Annotated in this window: 14 protein-coding genes and 1 pseudogene; 5 read left to right on the plus strand and 10 right to left on the minus strand. The window is 60.7% G+C overall.

Going from position 1 to position 16,502, the window contains the following annotated elements:
- The first annotated feature begins 30 nt into the window (after positions 1 to 30).
- Together V3W27_RS07415 and V3W27_RS07420 are read left to right on the plus strand one after the other, a co-directional pair.
- A complete protein-coding gene (locus V3W27_RS07415) occupies positions 31 to 1,137 on the plus strand; it encodes an NADH:flavin oxidoreductase/NADH oxidase (protein ID WP_330206316.1) in 1,107 nt (368 codons plus the stop codon).
- Positions 1,138 to 1,219: 82 nt separating this feature from the next.
- Positions 1,220 to 1,753, plus strand: coding sequence for a GNAT family N-acetyltransferase (locus tag V3W27_RS07420; RefSeq protein WP_330206317.1), 534 nt, complete (start codon positions 1,220 to 1,222; stop codon positions 1,751 to 1,753).
- 159 nt (positions 1,754 to 1,912) lie between these two features.
- On the opposite strand, the gene V3W27_RS07425 is transcribed toward V3W27_RS07420, so the two are convergent.
- The gene (locus V3W27_RS07425) at positions 1,913 to 3,541 is read right to left on the minus strand and encodes a glucan biosynthesis protein D (protein ID WP_139053775.1); all 1,629 of its coding nucleotides are present in this window, start codon (positions 3,539 to 3,541) and stop codon (positions 1,913 to 1,915) included.
- A 392-nt stretch (positions 3,542 to 3,933) separates the two neighbouring features.
- Here V3W27_RS07425 and V3W27_RS07430 point away from each other — a divergent pair, with 392 nt between their 5' ends.
- Positions 3,934 to 4,119: a hypothetical protein gene (locus V3W27_RS07430; RefSeq protein WP_003222012.1), complete on the plus strand. Its 186-nt coding sequence runs from the start codon at positions 3,934 to 3,936 to the stop codon at positions 4,117 to 4,119.
- A gap of 49 nt (positions 4,120 to 4,168) precedes the next feature.
- Here the strand turns inward: V3W27_RS07430 and V3W27_RS07435 are convergent.
- Positions 4,169 to 4,674: pseudogene (locus tag V3W27_RS07435) on the minus strand (BRO-N domain-containing protein).
- 438 nt (positions 4,675 to 5,112) lie between these two features.
- Between V3W27_RS07435 and V3W27_RS07440 the strand changes: the two are divergent.
- Complete coding sequence (locus V3W27_RS07440; protein ID WP_160056119.1) at positions 5,113 to 5,277, plus strand: hypothetical protein; 165 nt, start codon at positions 5,113 to 5,115, stop codon at positions 5,275 to 5,277.
- On the opposite strand, the gene V3W27_RS07445 is transcribed toward V3W27_RS07440, so the two are convergent.
- The 8 genes from V3W27_RS07445 to V3W27_RS07480 form a co-directional block, all read right to left on the minus strand.
- A complete protein-coding gene (locus V3W27_RS07445; protein ID WP_330206318.1) occupies positions 5,274 to 6,758 on the minus strand; it encodes an APC family permease in 1,485 nt (494 codons plus the stop codon). The two genes, V3W27_RS07440 and V3W27_RS07445, sit on opposite strands and share 4 nt — an antisense overlap.
- A gap of 213 nt (positions 6,759 to 6,971) precedes the next feature.
- The gene (locus V3W27_RS07450; RefSeq protein WP_330206319.1) at positions 6,972 to 8,396 is read right to left on the minus strand and encodes a gamma-aminobutyraldehyde dehydrogenase; all 1,425 of its coding nucleotides are present in this window, start codon (positions 8,394 to 8,396) and stop codon (positions 6,972 to 6,974) included.
- A gap of 166 nt (positions 8,397 to 8,562) precedes the next feature.
- Complete coding sequence (locus V3W27_RS07455; RefSeq protein ID WP_003222021.1) at positions 8,563 to 9,372, minus strand: ABC transporter permease; 810 nt, start codon at positions 9,370 to 9,372, stop codon at positions 8,563 to 8,565.
- On the minus strand, positions 9,362 to 10,297 hold the full coding sequence (locus V3W27_RS07460) for an ABC transporter permease (RefSeq protein ID WP_330206320.1): 936 nt from the start codon (positions 10,295 to 10,297) through the stop codon (positions 9,362 to 9,364). The genes V3W27_RS07455 and V3W27_RS07460 overlap by 11 nt, the downstream gene beginning before the upstream one ends.
- A 1-nt stretch (position 10,298) precedes the next feature.
- Positions 10,299 to 11,336, minus strand: a complete 1,038-nt coding sequence (locus V3W27_RS07465) for an ABC transporter ATP-binding protein (RefSeq protein WP_150370346.1) — start codon at positions 11,334 to 11,336, stop codon at positions 10,299 to 10,301.
- Positions 11,337 to 11,537: 201 nt separating this feature from the next.
- Positions 11,538 to 12,689, minus strand: a complete 1,152-nt coding sequence (ydcS, locus tag V3W27_RS07470) for a putative ABC transporter substrate-binding protein YdcS (protein WP_096795797.1) — start codon at positions 12,687 to 12,689, stop codon at positions 11,538 to 11,540.
- Positions 12,690 to 12,772: 83 nt separating this feature from the next.
- Positions 12,773 to 14,230, minus strand: a complete 1,458-nt coding sequence (locus V3W27_RS07475) for a gamma-aminobutyraldehyde dehydrogenase (RefSeq protein WP_330206455.1) — start codon at positions 14,228 to 14,230, stop codon at positions 12,773 to 12,775.
- A 130-nt stretch (positions 14,231 to 14,360) separates the two neighbouring features.
- Positions 14,361 to 15,275, minus strand: a complete 915-nt coding sequence (locus tag V3W27_RS07480; RefSeq protein ID WP_007967749.1) for a LysR family transcriptional regulator — start codon at positions 15,273 to 15,275, stop codon at positions 14,361 to 14,363.
- A 178-nt stretch (positions 15,276 to 15,453) separates the two neighbouring features.
- Here V3W27_RS07480 and V3W27_RS07485 point away from each other — a divergent pair, with 178 nt between their 5' ends.
- A complete protein-coding gene (locus V3W27_RS07485) occupies positions 15,454 to 16,176 on the plus strand; it encodes a tellurite resistance TerB family protein (protein ID WP_330206321.1) in 723 nt (240 codons plus the stop codon).
- The last annotated feature ends 326 nt before the right edge of the window (positions 16,177 to 16,502 follow it).

Raw genomic sequence — 16,502 nt, forward strand, 5'->3', positions numbered from 1 at the left:
GAGCCTGCCCACTGATTTGAGAGGTGCCCCATGAGTCTGCTGCTCGAACCCTTTACCCTTCGCCAACTGACCCTGCCCAACCGCATCGCCGTCTCGCCGATGTGCCAATACTCCAGCGTCGACGGTCTGGCCAACGACTGGCATCTGGTGCACCTGGGCAGCCGCGCAGTGGGCGGTGCCGGCCTGATTTTTACCGAGGCCACGGCGGTCACCGCCGACGGGCGAATCACCGCTGAAGACCTCGGTTTGTGGAACGACGAACAGATCGAACCGCTGCAACGCATCACCCGTTTCATTACGGCTCAGGGCGCTGTCGCCGGCATTCAACTGGCCCACGCCGGGCGCAAGGCCAGCACCCATCGGCCATGGATCGGCAAACACGGCAGCGTCAAACCGGAGGATGGCGGCTGGATTCCGGTCGGGCCGTCACCGATTGCCTTCGACCCGCAACACACGCAACCCAAGCAGCTGGATGAAGGGCAAATCGCCGAAGTCATCCAGGCCTTCGTTGCTGCGGCCAGACGTGCGTTGACCGCAGGTTTCAGCGTGGTCGAGGTGCATGCCGCCCATGGTTATCTGCTGCATCAGTTTCTGTCGCCATTGAGCAATCAGCGCCGCGATCAATACGGTGGTTCGTTCGAAAACCGTATTCGGCTGGTGTTGCAAGTCACCGAGGCCGTGCGCGAGGTCTGGCCACAAGAGTTGCCGGTGTTTGTCCGGGTTTCGGCCACCGACTGGGTGGAAGACGGCTGGAACCCGGATGAAACCGTGGAACTGGCGCGCCGCCTCAAGGCACTGGGAGCGGACCTGATCGACGTCTCCTCCGGTGGTACCGCCGCCAACGCCGAGATTCCGGTGGGGCCGGGTTATCAGACGCGCTTCGCCGAACGGGTGCGTAAGGAGTCGGGCATCGCCACCGGCACCGTCGGCATGATTACCGAGCCGGCGCAGGCCGAGCACATTCTGCGCACCTGTCAGGCCGACATCATCTTCCTCGCCCGCGAGCTGCTGCGTGACCCGTACTGGCCGCTGCATGCCGACGATGATCTGGGTGGGCGCAAAGCGGTATGGCCGGCGCAGTATCAGCGCGCGACCCATCGTGATCAGCCGATTCACGAATCCGATCTGCGCGATTGATTTCAAACCGGCGCAACGTCTATAAACCCGCCATTGAACCGGCGGGTTTTTTCTTGCCTGCCATTTGCCAAGGAAGTCGAGCATGTTGATCGAGCGAGAACTGACCGAACACGACTTGCCGTTGCTGGCGCAGATCGACCGCAGCGAGCTGGTGGAGGAATGTTATCGGCTGGAAAAAGGTGAGCTGATTCTGTATCCGGTGCATTTCGATATGCGTGGCTGGCCGGAAGGCGAAGCTGAGGAAAACGCGCTGGCGCTGGAGAAGTGCTTGCGGCGCGGTGGCTGGTTGTACGGGGTTTTCGATGGGCAGGCGCTGGTCGCGGCGGTGGTTGTGGATAACCGGGTTATTCACAATCAGGGGTTGAGCATGCGCCAGTTGAAGTTTCTGCACATCAGCCGTGATTACCGCGGGCAAGGGCTGGGGGCGAAGTTGTTTGCGCTGGCCTGCGAGCAGGGCCGGCGATTCGGTGCCGAGGCGTTGTATGTTTCAGCGACTGAATCGCGCAACACTGTGGAGTTTTATCAGAGACAGGGTTGCCGGTTGGTTGATCAGGCGGATCCAGAGTTGTTTGATCAAGAACCCAGAGACATTCATCTGTATTGCCCACTGACCTGACGCAGTTTCTTCAATATCCGATGTTGAATGTTCTGACGCATTCGCGAGCAAGCCCGCTCCCACCCTGGTTCTGTGTCGGTCGCAAACTGTGTGATCGACCGGGATCCAGGGTGGAAGCGGGCATGCTCGCGAAGAGGCCCTTACAGGCGCCTCAAATCATCAAGGATATTTGCGCTTGTCCGGCGCCGGCGGGAAGTACTGGTACAGCCAGGTCTCGCTCAATGTGCGGTCATTGGTGCGGATGAACAGGCGCAGTTCCACCGGGTCGACGCTGTCGCTGGTCGGGTACCAGTCGAACAGGATCCGGTAACCCTTGATGTCATCGAGCACCAGCACGCTGAAGTCCTGCACCTTGCCGTTGGAGCAGGTGACCACCGGTTCGATCCCGGTGCCCTGCGGCAGGCGATCCAGGCCACCACCGGTGAAGTCCACGGCAAAACGACGGGCCCAGACCGGCGGGTAATGCTCGCCTGGTGCCCAGCCTTCGACGAAACCACCCATACCCGACCGGGTCGCATGCACTCGCGCCAGCGGCGTGCCGACCGGTGGCAGGGCGCTCCAGTAGAGCTTGTAGCCATAGTTCAGCGAGTCGCCGGCAGCCACTGGCTTCTTCGGGGTCCAGAACGCGACGATGTTGTCGAGGGTTTCGCCGGTGGTCGGAATTTCCAGCAGATCGATCGAGCCTTCGCCCCACGCGGTGGTCGGTTCAACCCACAGGCTCGGGCGCTTGCTGTACCAGTCAACGGTGTCCTGATAGTTGGCGAACTCGTGGTCGGTCTGCACCAGACCGAAGCCTTTCGGATCGGTATCGGCGAACGCGTTGAACTGCAGGGTCGCCGGGTTGTTCAGCGGGCGACAGATCCACTCGCCGTTGCCGCGCCACATCGCCAGGCGATCGGAGTCGTGAATCTGCGGGTGGATGGTGTCGCACATGCGGCGTTCGTGGGTGCCGCAGCTGAACATGCTGGTCATCGGTGCGATGCCCAGTTGTTCGATGGCGGTACGCGCGTTGATATGGGCATCGATCTCCATCACCACGCGCTCGGCCTGGCAATCGATGTCGAAGCGGTAGGCACCGGTGGCGCTCGGCGAGTCGAGCAGCGCATAGACCACAAAACGCGTGGCGTTCTGATCCGGGGTCTCGAACCAGAATTTGGTGAAGTCAGGGAATTCTTCGCGCTTTTTCGCGTAGGTGTCGACGGCCAGACCACGGGCCGAGAGGCCATATTGGCCAGTGGCGTCCACCGCGCGGAAATAACTGGCGCCGAGGAACGACACCACGTCATGGCGATCCAGCTCCGGCGCCTTGAACAGCTTGAAGCCGGCAAACCCCAGGTCACCCTTGAGCTGCTGGGTGTCGACTGAGGTGTTCTCGTAGTTGAACAGCGTCGGGCGGAAATGCACTTCGCGGGCGGTGCGGGTCTTCGGATCGACGCTGTACATGCGCACCGGCTGGCGGAAACCCATACCGACGTGGAAGAACTGCACGTCCAGCTGACCCTTGTTTTCTTTCCACAACGAATGATCGCCGTCGTAGCGGATCGCGTTGAAGTTCTGCGGGGTCATGGTCGCCAGCGTTGGCGGCAGCACCTGTTTGCTGTCCTGATAGGCCGAGCCGGCCAGTTGCTTGGCCTGGCGCTTGAGCGCTTCGAAATCGAAGGCCTGTGCTTCACCATCGGCAGCGCCACCATTGGCGGCCCAGGCACGGGCGGCCAGCAGGCCGGAAGCCGAGAGACCGGTGTAAGCCGCAATGGCCATCGACGCTTTGAGCAAATTCCTGCGGTGCATAAATACAACCTGTCGTGAGCAATCCCGCGCCTTTCCTGGCACGTGCTGGATCAGAAATAACGGTTCGGACAAGCCTTCGGCCAAACGCAACGGACTATAAACAGATGCCGGCTAGCTTAAACGGTTCGCTCGCCGAGCAAAATTCGTTGATTCACAGTGACAGAGTGTCAATGAAACAAGACATGTCGGTTAAAAATCTGACAGGGCGTTCTGATTTATGCGGCATATCTGCTTTTTTCGACTAATTACTCTAAAAACCGCTTTTCAGCGCCGATTTAATTTCTATTCTATGGGCATGACCGGTGCTGACCGGTAGGGCACACGGCGCTGCTGTAAGGGGCAGGGCGATGTGGTGGTTTAGCAATTCTTTGAAGTATTGAAGGACATCGTCCATGGCAAAAATACAAGGTATCGCCGAAATGCTCGGCATCTTTCCCTGCCTCGGCAGCGGCCGCAGAAGGCGTCGATTGAGTTCTGAAGAGCTGAAGCTGGTGGAGCGTTATCGCGAGTTGTCGGAGAGTGACCGGATAGCGATGCGGTATCTGGTGGATGCGATGCGCAGTGTTTCGCGGTTTTGAGTGGAAATAAAAAGGGGCGGACTGAAAGGTCCGCCCTTTTTTATTTGGATCAGCTACACGTTCCCAGGACTGGATACGGCCGCTGGCCGCGCATCAACTCCGGCACATCCCGCCATTTGACCCACGCCTGCTGTTGCCAGTGCAGCAACGGCACGTAACGCCTGCCCAATGCATTGAGCTCAAGCTCGGGTGGTTTTCCACAGGGCTTGATTGAGTTTCGCGCAGCATCGGGATGACTTCATGGCTCAGCCATTGGCGCAGGTGTCGGTTTTCCGGGACGAAGTGATGGACGAGCAGGGCGAACAGGCCGGACTCGCTGACCATCGCGCAATCGATGATTTCGCCGTCCCGACGCAGGAGGACATGGCGACGCTGGTCGGGATCGAGTTTCAGGGTAAGGCGTTCGTTCAGGGGGTAACCCATCAAGCGACCGAGATCTTGCACGCAGAACCAGGCTTCGTGGTCTTGCATGAATGCGTGGAGGAAGCGGTTGTGGCGGGTGAAGACGGTGGGGGTGAAGTGGGTCGACGATGAGTTTTGGATTTGTGCAGACATGTAGTGACTTCCGATTTGAGTAGGAAAGTCGCCATCAACTCTTCGACAAGTTGGGTGGCGAACCGTATGGCGTTCGAAGTCGGGATACTTCCAGTCAAACACGGAAAAGCCAGAAGGCCCGCGCCACACGGCCCGCCATAAAGCAAAACTGAAGCTGCGAAACAGCCACAATTCAATGGAGGGCATGCAAGCACCGCGTTGACAGTTTCCGGCTTCGACCCCGGGTCGCTGAATGAACAGCGACGGGATAAAGCCTATCGGTCAGGCGCTTGCGGCGACAAGTCTACCCTTTCGCCCCACATCGTAGGAAATGGGGCTTTTTCAGGCAGGCTTTAGCTGTAGGAAATGCCTGTTTTTTTAGATTCCGCTGCTAAACCATCCCTGCACCGAAGATTTTCCTTTATGAGTTAGCAATCGGGAAAAGGGAGAAGCAATTCTGTGAGCAAAGATGAAGCGAAGGGTAAAAAGAGAAAGGTGATCGATCTGGATCGCTTCGAAGCTGTTAGAGGTAAAGCCGATATCAAATGGCGTACTGATGAATTGATGACAGTGCTTCGAGGAGACCCCGGAATCAAATCTCGATTCCGGGGTGATTCTTCTTAGCGACTCACCTTCCAAGCATCCCCAGCCGGCGCCTTCCCATGGTCATACGGCTTGCCGATCCACATGTAAACCAGCCCCAACCCAATCACGATCACCGTGCTTAACACCATCGCATAGTTCACATACCACGCCGCATCCGGCGTACGTGGCCAGGCCATGTTGATGATCGCGCCGACGCCATACACCAGCGCGCCGATGTTTACCGGCCAGCCCCAGGCGCCGAGGGTGAATTTGCCGCTGGGTTTCCAGCCTTTCATCCGCGCGTACAAAGCGGCCAGCACGATCATCTGGAACGCGAGGTAGATGCCGATGGCGGCGAAGCTGACGATGGTGGCCACGGCGTCTTGCAGGAAGAAGCCGAGGGCGATGATCAGGGCGGGCAGGACGCCGGACACGAACAGCGCGGCAACCGGCACCTGAGTGGTAGGAGAAATCTTTTTCAGCAGTCGGCTGCCGATGACCATTTCGTCGCGAGCGTAGGAATACAGCAGACGACTCGCCGCAGCCTGCAGGCTGATGACGCAGGAGATGAAGGAAATCATTACCACGCCCATCACCACTTTCGAGCCGACCGGGCCGAAGGCGTTGTTGAGGATGGTGGTGACCGGGTCCTTGTCGGTGCCGTTGATCACCGCTTGCATGTCCGGCACGGCGAGGATCAGCGCCAGGCAGGCGAACATCGCCGCGATGCCGCCGATGTAGATGGTCATGCGCATGGCCACCGGGATTTTTGCGCTGGGGTTCGGGGTTTCTTCGGCAACGTCGCCGCAGGCCTCGAAGCCGTAGTAGAGGAACATCCCCGCCAGCGAAGCGGTGAGGAACGCCGGCAGGTACGAGCCGTCGACGCGGATGTCGAAGGTGTTGAACAGCACGCTAATCGGCTGATGACGTTCGAAGATCAGCAGGTACACGCCAACGATCACCGCACCGATCAGTTCGCAGAGGAAGCCGAACATGGCGATACGCGCCAGCACTTTGGTGCCGCTCAGATTGACCAGCGTGGCGAACAAGGTCAGCACCAGCGCGATGACGATGTTGGTGTTGTTGCTTGGCTCAAATCCGAGCATCGCCGCCAGATACGGGCCGGCACCGACAGCCACCGCAGCAATGGTCACGCACAGGGCGATGGAGTAGATCCAGCCGACCATCCACGCCCATTTCTTGCCGACCAGACGCCGCGCCCACGGATAAACGCCACCGGAAATCGGGAACTGCGAAACCACTTCGCCGAAGATCAGGCACACCAGCAGTTGGCCGCAACCGACCAGCAGGTAAGCCCAGAACATCGGCGGGCCGCCAGCGGCGAGGCACAGACCGAACAGGGTATAAACCCCTACGACCGGTGACAGATAAGTGAAGCCCAAAGCGAAGTTTTCCCACAGGCTCATGCTGCGATTGAAGTTCGAGGTGTAGCCGAGTTTGCGCAGTTGTTCGGCATCGCTGTCGGCAATGGCGGCCGAGAATTCGGGTGAGGCACTCATGGGTGTTTGCTCCGTGAAATCGGCAGATTTCGGATGGCCGAGGCCGTGGCGGGGCTTTGTGGGCACCGCCCGGGTCGGTAGTTATTGTTTTGGGATCCTGGTGGTGCGTAATGCCGGTTTCCTTCCTGAAACCGAGGTGACGCCTTCGCGAGCAAGCCCGCTCCCACAAGAGCTGCACCGAACCTTGTGGGAGCTGGCTTGCCAGCGATGCTTTTAGTGCTTGAACATCACATGCCGAACCGTGGTGTAGTCCTCCAGTCCGTACATGGACATGTCCTTGCCGTAGCCGGACAATTTCTGACCGCCATGGGGCATTTCGCTGACGAGCATGAAGTGGGTGTTGACCCAGGTGCAGCCGTACTGCAATCGCGCGGACAAGCGATGCGCGCGTCCGACATCCGCCGTCCACACCGAGGACGCCAGGCCGTAGTCGGAGTCGTTGGCCCACTCCAGCGCCTGCGCTTCATCGGTGAACTTGGTTACTGACACCACCGGCCCGAACACTTCGCGGCGGACGATCTCGTCATCCTGTTGCGCGTCGGCCAGCACCGTCGGTTCGAAGAAGAAACCGTTGCCTTCCACAGCCTTGCCGCCGGTGATCAAGCGAATGTGCGACTGCGCCACGGCGCGTTCGACGAAAGCAGCGACGCGGTCGCGATGCTGCGCGGTGATCAGCGGCCCCAGCTCGGTCGACGGATCATCCTGCAAGCCGTACTTGATTGTGCTGACCGCCGCGCCGAGCTTCTCGACGAACTGGTCGTAGATGCCTTGCTGCGCGTAGATCCGGCACGCGGCGGTGCAGTCCTGCCCGGCGTTGTAGAAACCGAAGGTGCGGATGCCTTCGACGGCGGCATCGATGTCGGCGTCGTCGAAGATGATCACCGGCGCTTTGCCCCCCAGTTCCATGTGCATGCGTTTGACGCTGTCGGCGGTGCTGGAAATGATGTTCGAACCGGTGGCGATGGAACCGGTCAGCGAGACCATGCGCACTTTAGGATGCGTGACCAACGGGCTGCCGACGCTAGGACCGCGACCGAATACCAGATTGAGTACACCGGCCGGGAAAATTTCCGACGCCAGTTCGGCCAGACGCAACGCGGTCAGCGGGGTTTGTTCCGACGGCTTGAGCACCACGGTATTACCGGCAGCGAGGGCCGGGGCGATTTTCCAGGCGACCATCATCAACGGGTAGTTCCACGGCGCGATGGAGGCAATTACGCCCACCGGGTCGCGGCGGATCATCGAGGTGTGGCCGGGCAGGTATTCGCCACCGGCCGAACCGCTCATGCAACGGCTGGCGCCAGCGAAGAAACGGAACACGTCGGCAATCGCCGGGATCTCGTCGTTCAATGCAGCGCTGTAGGGTTTACCGCAGTTGTCGGATTCGAGTTTCGCCAGTTCCTCGCCGTGGGCTTCGATGGCGTCGGCGAGTTTGAGCAGCAGCAGCGAACGGTCTTTCGGTGTGGTTTGCGACCACTCGGCGAACGCATTATCGGCGGCGCGCACGGCGGCATCGACTTGGGCCTCGGAGGCCTCGTTGATCTCCACCAGTACGCTGCCGAGCGCCGGGTTGAGCACCGGTTGGGCCGGGCCTTCGCCGTTGACCAGGTGGCCGTTGATCAAGAGTCTGGTTTGCATTTCATTGTCCTCGCTAACACTTTTATTGTTCTGTCGAAACCGATTCCCAATGTAGGAGTGAGCCTGCTCGCGATAGCGGTCTTACAGTCGACTCCCCTGTTGAATGACAGTCAGTCATCGCGAGCAGGCTCACTCCTACAGGGATCCGGTTTCTTCAGTTATTCGGTTATTTCCCACCACTGCCCGCGACACTCTCGCCACCCCGGGTCAGGTAATACGCGCCGAGAATCGGCAGCATGGTCACCATCATCACCAGCATGGCGACGACGTTGGTCACCGGCACATCCCGTGGGCGGCTGAGCTGGTTGAGCAGCCACAACGGCAACGTGCGCTCATGCCCGGCGGTGAACGTGGTGACGATGATTTCGTCGAACGACAGCGCAAAGGCGAGCATGCCGCCGGCCAGCAACGCCGAGCCGAGGTTCGGCAGGATGATGTAGCGGAAGGTCTGCCAACCGTCGGCACCAAGATCCATCGACGCCTCGATCAAACTGTGCGAGGTGCGGCGCAGACGGGCGATGACGTTGTTGTAGACGATCACCACGCAGAAGGTCGCGTGGCCGACGATGATGGTGAACATCCCCGGCTCGATCCCCAGTGTCTTGAACGTCGCCAGCAGCGCGATCCCGGTGATGATCCCCGGCAGGGCGATCGGCAAAATCAGCATCAGCGAAATGCCCTGCTTGCCGAAGAAATCGCGACGGTACAACGCGGCTGAAGCCAGCGTGCCGAGCACCATCGCGATCAACGTGGCGATGGCGGCAATCTGCAGCGAGAGCTTGATCGCCTCCAGCACATCCGGCCGTGAAAACGCCACGCTGAACCAGTGCAGGGTGAAGCCCTTCGGCGGAAAGCTGAATGCGGCTTCCTCGGTGTTGAAGGCGTAAAGGAAAATGATCAGGATCGGGAAGTGCAGGAACACCAACCCGCCCCAGGCGGCGATGCGCAGACCCAGTGAAGCGCGCTCAGAGTGCATCGAAGGCCCCCAGTCGTTTGACGATGGACAGGTAAACCGCGATCAACACAATCGGCACCAACGTGAACGCCGCCGCCATCGGCATGTTGCCGATCGCACCTTGCTGGGCGTAGACCATGCTGCCGACGAAGTAGCCCGGCGGGCCGACCAGTTGCGGCACGATGAAATCGCCCAGAGTGAGGGAAAAGGTAAAGATCGAACCGGCCGCAATCCCCGGCACCGACAGCGGCAAGATCACCTGCATGAAGGTCTGACGCGGCTTGGCGCCGAGGTCGGCAGAAGCCTGCAACAGCGATGGCGGCAGACGCTCCAGCGACGCCTGAATCGGCAGGATCATGAACGGTAGCCAGATGTAGACGAACACCATGAACCGTCCCAGATGTGAGGTCGACAAGGTACTGCCGCCCACCCCGGGAATGCCGAGGATGAACTGCAACACCGGCTCCAGTCCCAGATGCTGGACGAACCATTGCGCGACGCCGCCCTTGGCCAACAGTAACGTCCAGGCGTAGGCCTTGACGATGTAACTGGCCCACATCGGCAGCATCACCGCGATGTAGAAAAACGCCTTGGTCTTGCCCGTGGTGTAGCGCGCCATGTAGTAGGCAATCGGGAACGCGACGATGGCGCTGGCGATCGATACGACGACGGCCATGCTCAGCGTGCGCAGGATGATGTCGAAGTTCGACGGCTGGAACAGCGCGGCAAAATTCGCCAGCGTCAGGTCAGGGGTGACCGCCATGGTGAAGTCGTCGAAGGTGTAGAAAACCTGCCACAACAGCACCAGCAGCGAGCCGAGGTAGATCGCGCCAAACCACAGCAACGGCGGCACCAGCAGCAGCGACAGATAAAGATTCGGCTTGCGATAGAGCAGGTTGGAAAACCGCCGCAACGGCGGTGCCTGGGTCATTGCGAGCGTGCTCATTTCAGACCCCGCTCGCGACGGTGTCATGCAGCGGGATCATCGCTTCCCGCGCCCAGCGTGCGCTCAGGCGCTGACCGGGCTGGTGCTGCGCGCTGCTGTCGATCCACTGATTGTTGGCGTGGCTGATGCTCAGGGTCTGGCCGTTTTCCAGCGTCAGTTCATAGCGCGTGGCGCTGCCCTGATACTGGATGTCGTGGAGCAGACCGCTGACTTCGATTTCATGGCTGGCGAGCGGCCCTTCGGCGAAACGCACGTGTTCGGGGCGAATCGAAAACGGCTGCGGATGGCCGCTGAGCTGGCGGGCCAGATCGCCGCGAATCACGTTCGAGGTGCCGACGAATTCGGCGACGAACGTGGTGGTGGGTTTCATGTACAGATTGCGCGGGGTGTCGACCTGTTCGATGCGGCCCTTGTTGAATACAGCGACGCGATCGGACATCGACAGCGCCTCGGTCTGGTCGTGAGTGACGAAGATGAAAGTGATGCCGAGCTGGCGTTGCAGCTTCTTCAGTTCGCTCTGCATCTGCTCGCGCAGTTTCAGGTCGAGCGCGCCCAACGGTTCATCAAGCAACAGCACCCGTGGGCGATTGACCAAGGCCCGGGCGAGGGCGACACGCTGGCGCTGACCGCCGGACAACTGCACCGGTTTGCGTGCGCCGTAGCCACCGAGGGCGACCATGTCCAACGCCTCTTCGGCGCGCTTGTGGCGCTCGGTTTTGCTCACGCCTTTGACCTTCAAGCCATAGGCGACGTTGTCCAGCACGTTCATGTGTGGGAACAGTGCGTAATCCTGGAAGACGGTATTCACATCACGTTGATACGGCGGCAGACCGGCCGCTTCAGCGCCGTGAATGCGGATCGAGCCGGCGCTCGGTTGTTCGAAACCGGCGATCAGGCGCAGGCAGGTGGTCTTGCCAGAGCCGGAAGGGCCGAGCATGGAAAAGAACTCGCCGTCCTGGATATCGATGGAAACCCGGTCAACGGCTTTCACTTCGCCGAACTGCCGGGAAACGTTGGTGAACTGGACTGCAAGCGTCATGGTGCGGTGCTCCAAAAAGGCGTGGGCCGTCGCCTGGACTTCTGAAAAAGCTGAAACGAATGCGATCTACCGGTGATGGAGATCAAATGTGGGAGCGGGCTTGCTCGCGAATGCGGTCTTTCATTCGACTTTGATGCTGACTCACCTGGCGCTTTCGCGAGCAAGCCCGCTCCCACAGGGAGAGCGGAGTCAACTCAAAGGCTAACGGCCGCCCATGATCGCAATGTAGTCCTGAGTCCAGCGGCTATAAGGCACGAACTTGCCGCCCTCAGCCTGCGGGGTTTTCCAGAAGGCGATCTTGTCGAACTGGTCGAAGCCATTGGTCTTGCAACCCTCGGCGCCGAGCAGTTCGCTCTCCTTGCACGCCGCCGGCACGGCTGGCAGCGAACCAAACCACGCCGCCACGTCACCCTGGACTTTCGGCTGCAACGACCAGTCCATCCACTTGTACGCGCAGTTCGGGTGCTTGGCTTCGGCGTGCAGCATGGTGGTGTCGGCCCAACCGGTGGCGCCTTCTTTGGGGATGGTCGAGGCGATCGGCTGTTTCTCGTTGATCAGGCCGTTGACCTGATACGGCCACGCGCTCGACGCGACAACACCTTCGTTCTTGAAGTCGCTCATCTGCACCGTGGTGTCGTGCCAGTAGCGGTGGATCAGCGGCTGCTGCGCGCGCAACAGATCAAGCACAGCCTTGTACTGCGCTTCGGTGAGTTGATACGGATCCTTGATCCCCAGCTCAGGTTTGGCGGTCTTCAGGTACAGCGCCGCGTCGGCGATGTAGATCGGGCCGTCATAGGCCTGCACGCGACCCTTGTTCGGTTTGCCGTCGGGGAAATTCTGCGCGTCGAACAGTACGTTCCAGCTGGTCGGCGGCGTCTTGAACACGTTGGTGTTGTACATCAGCACGTTCGGGCCCCACTGATACGGGGTGCCGTAGGTCTGGTTGTTGACCACGTACCACGGCGCATCTTTCAGCCGTGGATCGAGGGTTTTCCAGTTCGGGATCAACGCGGTGTTGATCGGTTGCACACGCTTGCCGACGATCAGGCGCAACGAGGCATCGCCCGAAGCGGTGACCAGATCGTAACCACCCTTGGCCATCAGGCTGACCATCTCGTCGGAGGTCGCGGCGGTCTTGACGTTGACCTTGCAGCCGGTTTCTTTCTCGAAACCGCTCACCCAGTCGTAAGCCTTGTCGCTCTCGCCACGTTCGATGTAGCCCGGCCAGGCCACGATATCCAGCTGACCCTCGCCGGCGCCGACCGCCTTCAGCGGCTCGGCAGCTTGCAGGCTGGCGCTTGCCAGCAAGGCTGTGGTGATTGCACTGAGCAGTGCGGTCTTGTGCACGAACATGGTTGAACCCTCTTCTTTAAATTATGGTCGGGGCAGTTGTGAACGCGGTGCAGCATGCCGTTGGCGGCTTGTTATTAGCGTAGTCAGAGATGCTGGCCGTGGCGGGCCATGATGTGCCGCACCACGCTGTAGTCCTGCAGCGAATCACTGGATAAGTCTTTGCCGTATCCGGAGCGTTTCAGCCCGCCGTGGGGCATTTCGCTGACCAGCATGAAATGGCTGTTGATCCACGTGCAGCCGTACTGCAAACGGGCGGCGACCTGCATTGCCTTGTCCAGATTCTGCGTCCACACCGACGAGGCGAGGCCGTATTCGGAGTCGTTGGCCCAGTCCACGGCTTGCGCGAGTTCGTCGAAGCGGGTCACGGTGACCACCGGGCCGAACACTTCGCGCTGGACGATTTCATCAGTCTGTTTGCAACCGGCCAGCAACGTCGGCTGGTAGAAGAACCCGGCGCCGGAATGCACCGCCGCGCCAGTCACGCGCTCGATGTGCGGCTGGCCGAGGGCGCGCTCGACGAAACTGGCCACGCGGTCGCGCTGGCGGGTGCTGATCAGCGGGCCGATCTCGTTGTCGGCATCGCGCTTGCCGGCGAAGCGCAGGCTGCTGACCGCTGCGCCGAGCTCGGCGACCAATTTGTCGTGAATGCCTGTTTGCGCGTAGATCCGGCACGCGGCGGTGCAGTCCTGCCCGGCGTTGTAGTAACCGTAGGTGCGCACGCCGTCGACCACCGCTTGAATGTCGGCATCGTTGCAGACGATCACCGGGGCTTTGCCGCCGAGTTCCAGATGCGTGCGCTTGAGGGTTTTTGCTGCCGCCTGAAGGATCTTCTGCCCGGTGACGATATCGCCGGTCAGCGAGACCATGCGCACCTTGGCGTGCCCGACCAGATGGCTGCCGACGCCTTCACCGCCGCCGCAGATGATGTTGATCACCCCGCGCGGCAGGATCTCGGCGAGTGCTGGCGCCAGTGCGAGGATCGACAGCGGTGTGTGTTCCGACGGCTTGAACACCAGCGTATTGCCGGCGGCGAGGGCCGGGGCGATTTTCCACGCGGCCATCATGATCGGGTAGTTCCACGGGGCAATCGACGCCACCACGCCAATCGGATCGCGACGCACCATGCTGGTGTAGCCCGGCAGGTATTCGCCGCTGAGCTGACCGGTCTGGCAGCGCACGGCACCAGCGAAGAAGCGGAACACGTCGACGGTGGCGGTCAGATCGTCCTGCCGCGCCAAGTGCAGCGGCTTGCCGCAGTTCAGCGCTTCGAGGCGGGCGAGGTAATCGGCGTGTTTTTCGACGGCGTTGGCGATGTCCAGCAGCAGACTGGAACGTTGTTGCGGCGTGGTGCGCGACCATTCGCCAAAAGCGCGATGGGCGGCGAGGATCGCGGTTTCGACCTGCTCGGTGCTGGCCTCGGCGATGTGGGTGAGGATTTCACCGCTGGCCGGGTTGAGGATCGGTTCGACAAAACCCTGCCCGGCGACCAGTTCGCCGTCGATCAACAACGCGGTACACATCGGGGTCTGCACGCCAGCCATTTTCCGCGATCTCTTTTCTTGTGTGGTCATTGTGGCTCCCGTGTCCGGGAGCCGACCGTCTTATAGATGCAGCAAGACTAGTGCGCGGCTCCGAGGTCGACAAATTCTAAATACTGAAGGTGGCATTCGATTAAATAGATGGCTTGCGTCCGCCGTGCGGTTGTTCGCGGGCTACGGTCAGGAATGGATCAACCAGGGCAGGGCGCGCGGTCCCTCGGCGCCAGGCCAGACCGACGTCGAGGGTCTGGTTGAGGTCGGCAATCGGCCGCGCTTCGATGATGTCGCCCTCCAGTGACCACGGGCGGTAAGTCATGTCCGGTTGAATCGATACGCCCAGACCTGCCGCCACCAGACTTCGCACCGCCTCGGTGGATGCGGTTCTGAGAGTGATCTTCGGTTGCAGCCCGGCGCCGCGCCAAAGTCTTTGGGCGTTGCGATCCATTTCATCAACATTCAGTTGAATCAGCGGCTCGCGCGCGACATCGGCGAGGTTGATGCTGTCGTGTTCCAGCAGCGGATGCTGGGCCGGCAGCCACAGACGGTGCGGTGAGTGGGTCAGCACTTCGGTCTGCAGGGCGTGACGGTCTTCGAGGTTGGAGAGGATCAGCACGCCGACATCGATCTCGCCGCTGACCAGCAAATGCTCGATGTACGGCCGCTCGTCCTCCATCACCCGAATCTCGACGTTGGGATAGGCGCGCTGGAAGCGGGTGAGCAGATCGGCGAGGTAATAACCGGCGACCAGGCTGGTCACGCCGACAATCAACTGACCGGCGACCTGATCGGTGCTCTGTTGCAGGCTGCGCTTGGCGTTATCCACCGTGGCCAGGATCAGGTGCGCCTGCCGCAGGAACTGGTGGCCCTGGTGAGTCAGGGTCATGCCCTTGGCGTGGCGGCTGAACAGGCTGACGCCGATTTCCTCTTCCAGTTGCTGGATCGCCAGGGTCAGGGTCGATTGGGAAATGAACGCGGTTTGCGCGGCGGCGGAAATCGAGCCGGTCTCGGCCACCGCGATGAAGTGACGGATCTGACGCAGGGTCATCATGAGGAGGGGTACCCGGTGGGCGGCTTTTATAGATTGGCCTGAGTGTATATCTATTTTCGCGAAGGGCCTGCGCCTGCTGAGCAACATCTGGAAGTACACTTGCGGGCAGGGCCGGGGCACTTTCGAACTAGGCTGAGGGCCTGATAGATCCGGATAACCCCTGTTTTGGAGGCGGAACATGAACACCCGTGGATTGCTCGATCAACTACTCAAGTCTGGCCAGGATCTTTTGCAGAACAAGGCCGGTGGCGCGCAGAACAAACCGGCGGCTGGCGGGCTGGGCGGTTTGCTGGGTGGGTCTTCAGGCTCCGGTGCGCTGGGCGGCCTGCTCTCGGGGGCGGGCGGTGGTGCTCTGGCGGCCGGGGCCATGGGCCTGCTGCTCGGCAGCAAAAAGGCGCGCAAGGTCGGCGGCAAAGTTGCGGTCTACGGTGGCCTCGCTGCCCTTGGTGTGCTGGCCTATAAGGCTTACGGCAACTGGAACGCCCAGAAAGGCACCGCCCCACAAACCGAACCGCAAACCCTGGATCGTCTGCCCCCCGCGCAAGCCGAACAACACAGCCAGGCCATTCTCAAGGCGCTGGTCGCCGCCGCGAAGGCTGACGGCCATATCGATGACCGCGAACGTCAACTGATTGAAGGCGAATTCACCAAACTCGACAACGATCAGGAATTGCGACACTGGCTGCACGCCGAACTCAACAAACCCCTCGACCCGGTCGACGTCGCCCGGGCCGCGAGCACGCCGGAGATGGCTGCCGAGATGTACATCGCCAGCGTGATGCTGGTGGATGAGGAGAGCTTTATGGAAAAGGCGTATCTGGAGGAGTTGGCCAAGCAACTGAAGCTGGAGCCGGGGTTGAAGGTGGAGCTGGAGAAGCAGGTGCGCCTGGCATCGCAATAGAACTGCCTGAACACGGTACTCATGTAGGAGCTGCGGCACGCTGCGATCTTTTGATGTTGGCTTTAAAAATCAAAAGATCGCAGCGTGCCGCAGCTCCTACAAAGTTTTGGACTGGACGCCGAAATGTGTAGGAGTGAGCCTGCTCGCGATTGCTTTCCAGCCTCACAACAACAGCAATGGCTGATCCAGCGCCCCTTTTTGCCATTCCATCACTGGCACGCCAGCCCCGGATTGTCGGACAGTCCCACCCCAGAGCCTTCCCGCGAACCAAGTCGGGCCGGCCCGAGGGTTAAAAAGCGTCTTATAAATGAAACACCGCCCTCGGC

Origin of the sequence: Pseudomonas sp. AM14(2022) (assembly GCF_036346455.1) — a bacterium.
GTDB classification, from domain to species: domain Bacteria; phylum Pseudomonadota; class Gammaproteobacteria; order Pseudomonadales; family Pseudomonadaceae; genus Aquipseudomonas; species Aquipseudomonas putida_A.

Excerpts from the sequence above, each read along its gene's own strand:
- V3W27_RS07415 (WP_330206316.1), top strand. The coding sequence starts at position 31 with ATGAGTCTGCTGCTCGAACCCTTTACCCTTCGCCAACTGACCCTGCCC.
- V3W27_RS07420 (WP_330206317.1), top strand. The coding sequence starts at position 1,220 with ATGTTGATCGAGCGAGAACTGACCGAACACGACTTGCCGTTGCTGGCG.
- V3W27_RS07425 (WP_139053775.1), bottom strand. The coding sequence starts at position 3,541 with ATGCACCGCAGGAATTTGCTCAAAGCGTCGATGGCCATTGCGGCTTAC.
- V3W27_RS07430 (WP_003222012.1), top strand. The coding sequence starts at position 3,934 with ATGGCAAAAATACAAGGTATCGCCGAAATGCTCGGCATCTTTCCCTGC.
- V3W27_RS07445 (WP_330206318.1), bottom strand. The coding sequence starts at position 6,758 with ATGAGTGCCTCACCCGAATTCTCGGCCGCCATTGCCGACAGCGATGCC.
- V3W27_RS07450 (WP_330206319.1), bottom strand. The coding sequence starts at position 8,396 with ATGCAAACCAGACTCTTGATCAACGGCCACCTGGTCAACGGCGAAGGC.
- V3W27_RS07455 (WP_003222021.1), bottom strand. The coding sequence starts at position 9,372 with ATGCACTCTGAGCGCGCTTCACTGGGTCTGCGCATCGCCGCCTGGGGC.
- V3W27_RS07460 (WP_330206320.1), bottom strand. The coding sequence starts at position 10,297 with ATGAGCACGCTCGCAATGACCCAGGCACCGCCGTTGCGGCGGTTTTCC.
- V3W27_RS07465 (WP_150370346.1), bottom strand. The coding sequence starts at position 11,336 with ATGACGCTTGCAGTCCAGTTCACCAACGTTTCCCGGCAGTTCGGCGAA.
- ydcS (WP_096795797.1), bottom strand. The coding sequence starts at position 12,689 with ATGTTCGTGCACAAGACCGCACTGCTCAGTGCAATCACCACAGCCTTG.
- V3W27_RS07475 (WP_330206455.1), bottom strand. The coding sequence starts at position 14,230 with ATGGCTGGCGTGCAGACCCCGATGTGTACCGCGTTGTTGATCGACGGC.
- V3W27_RS07480 (WP_007967749.1), bottom strand. The coding sequence starts at position 15,275 with ATGATGACCCTGCGTCAGATCCGTCACTTCATCGCGGTGGCCGAGACC.
- V3W27_RS07485 (WP_330206321.1), top strand. The coding sequence starts at position 15,454 with ATGAACACCCGTGGATTGCTCGATCAACTACTCAAGTCTGGCCAGGAT.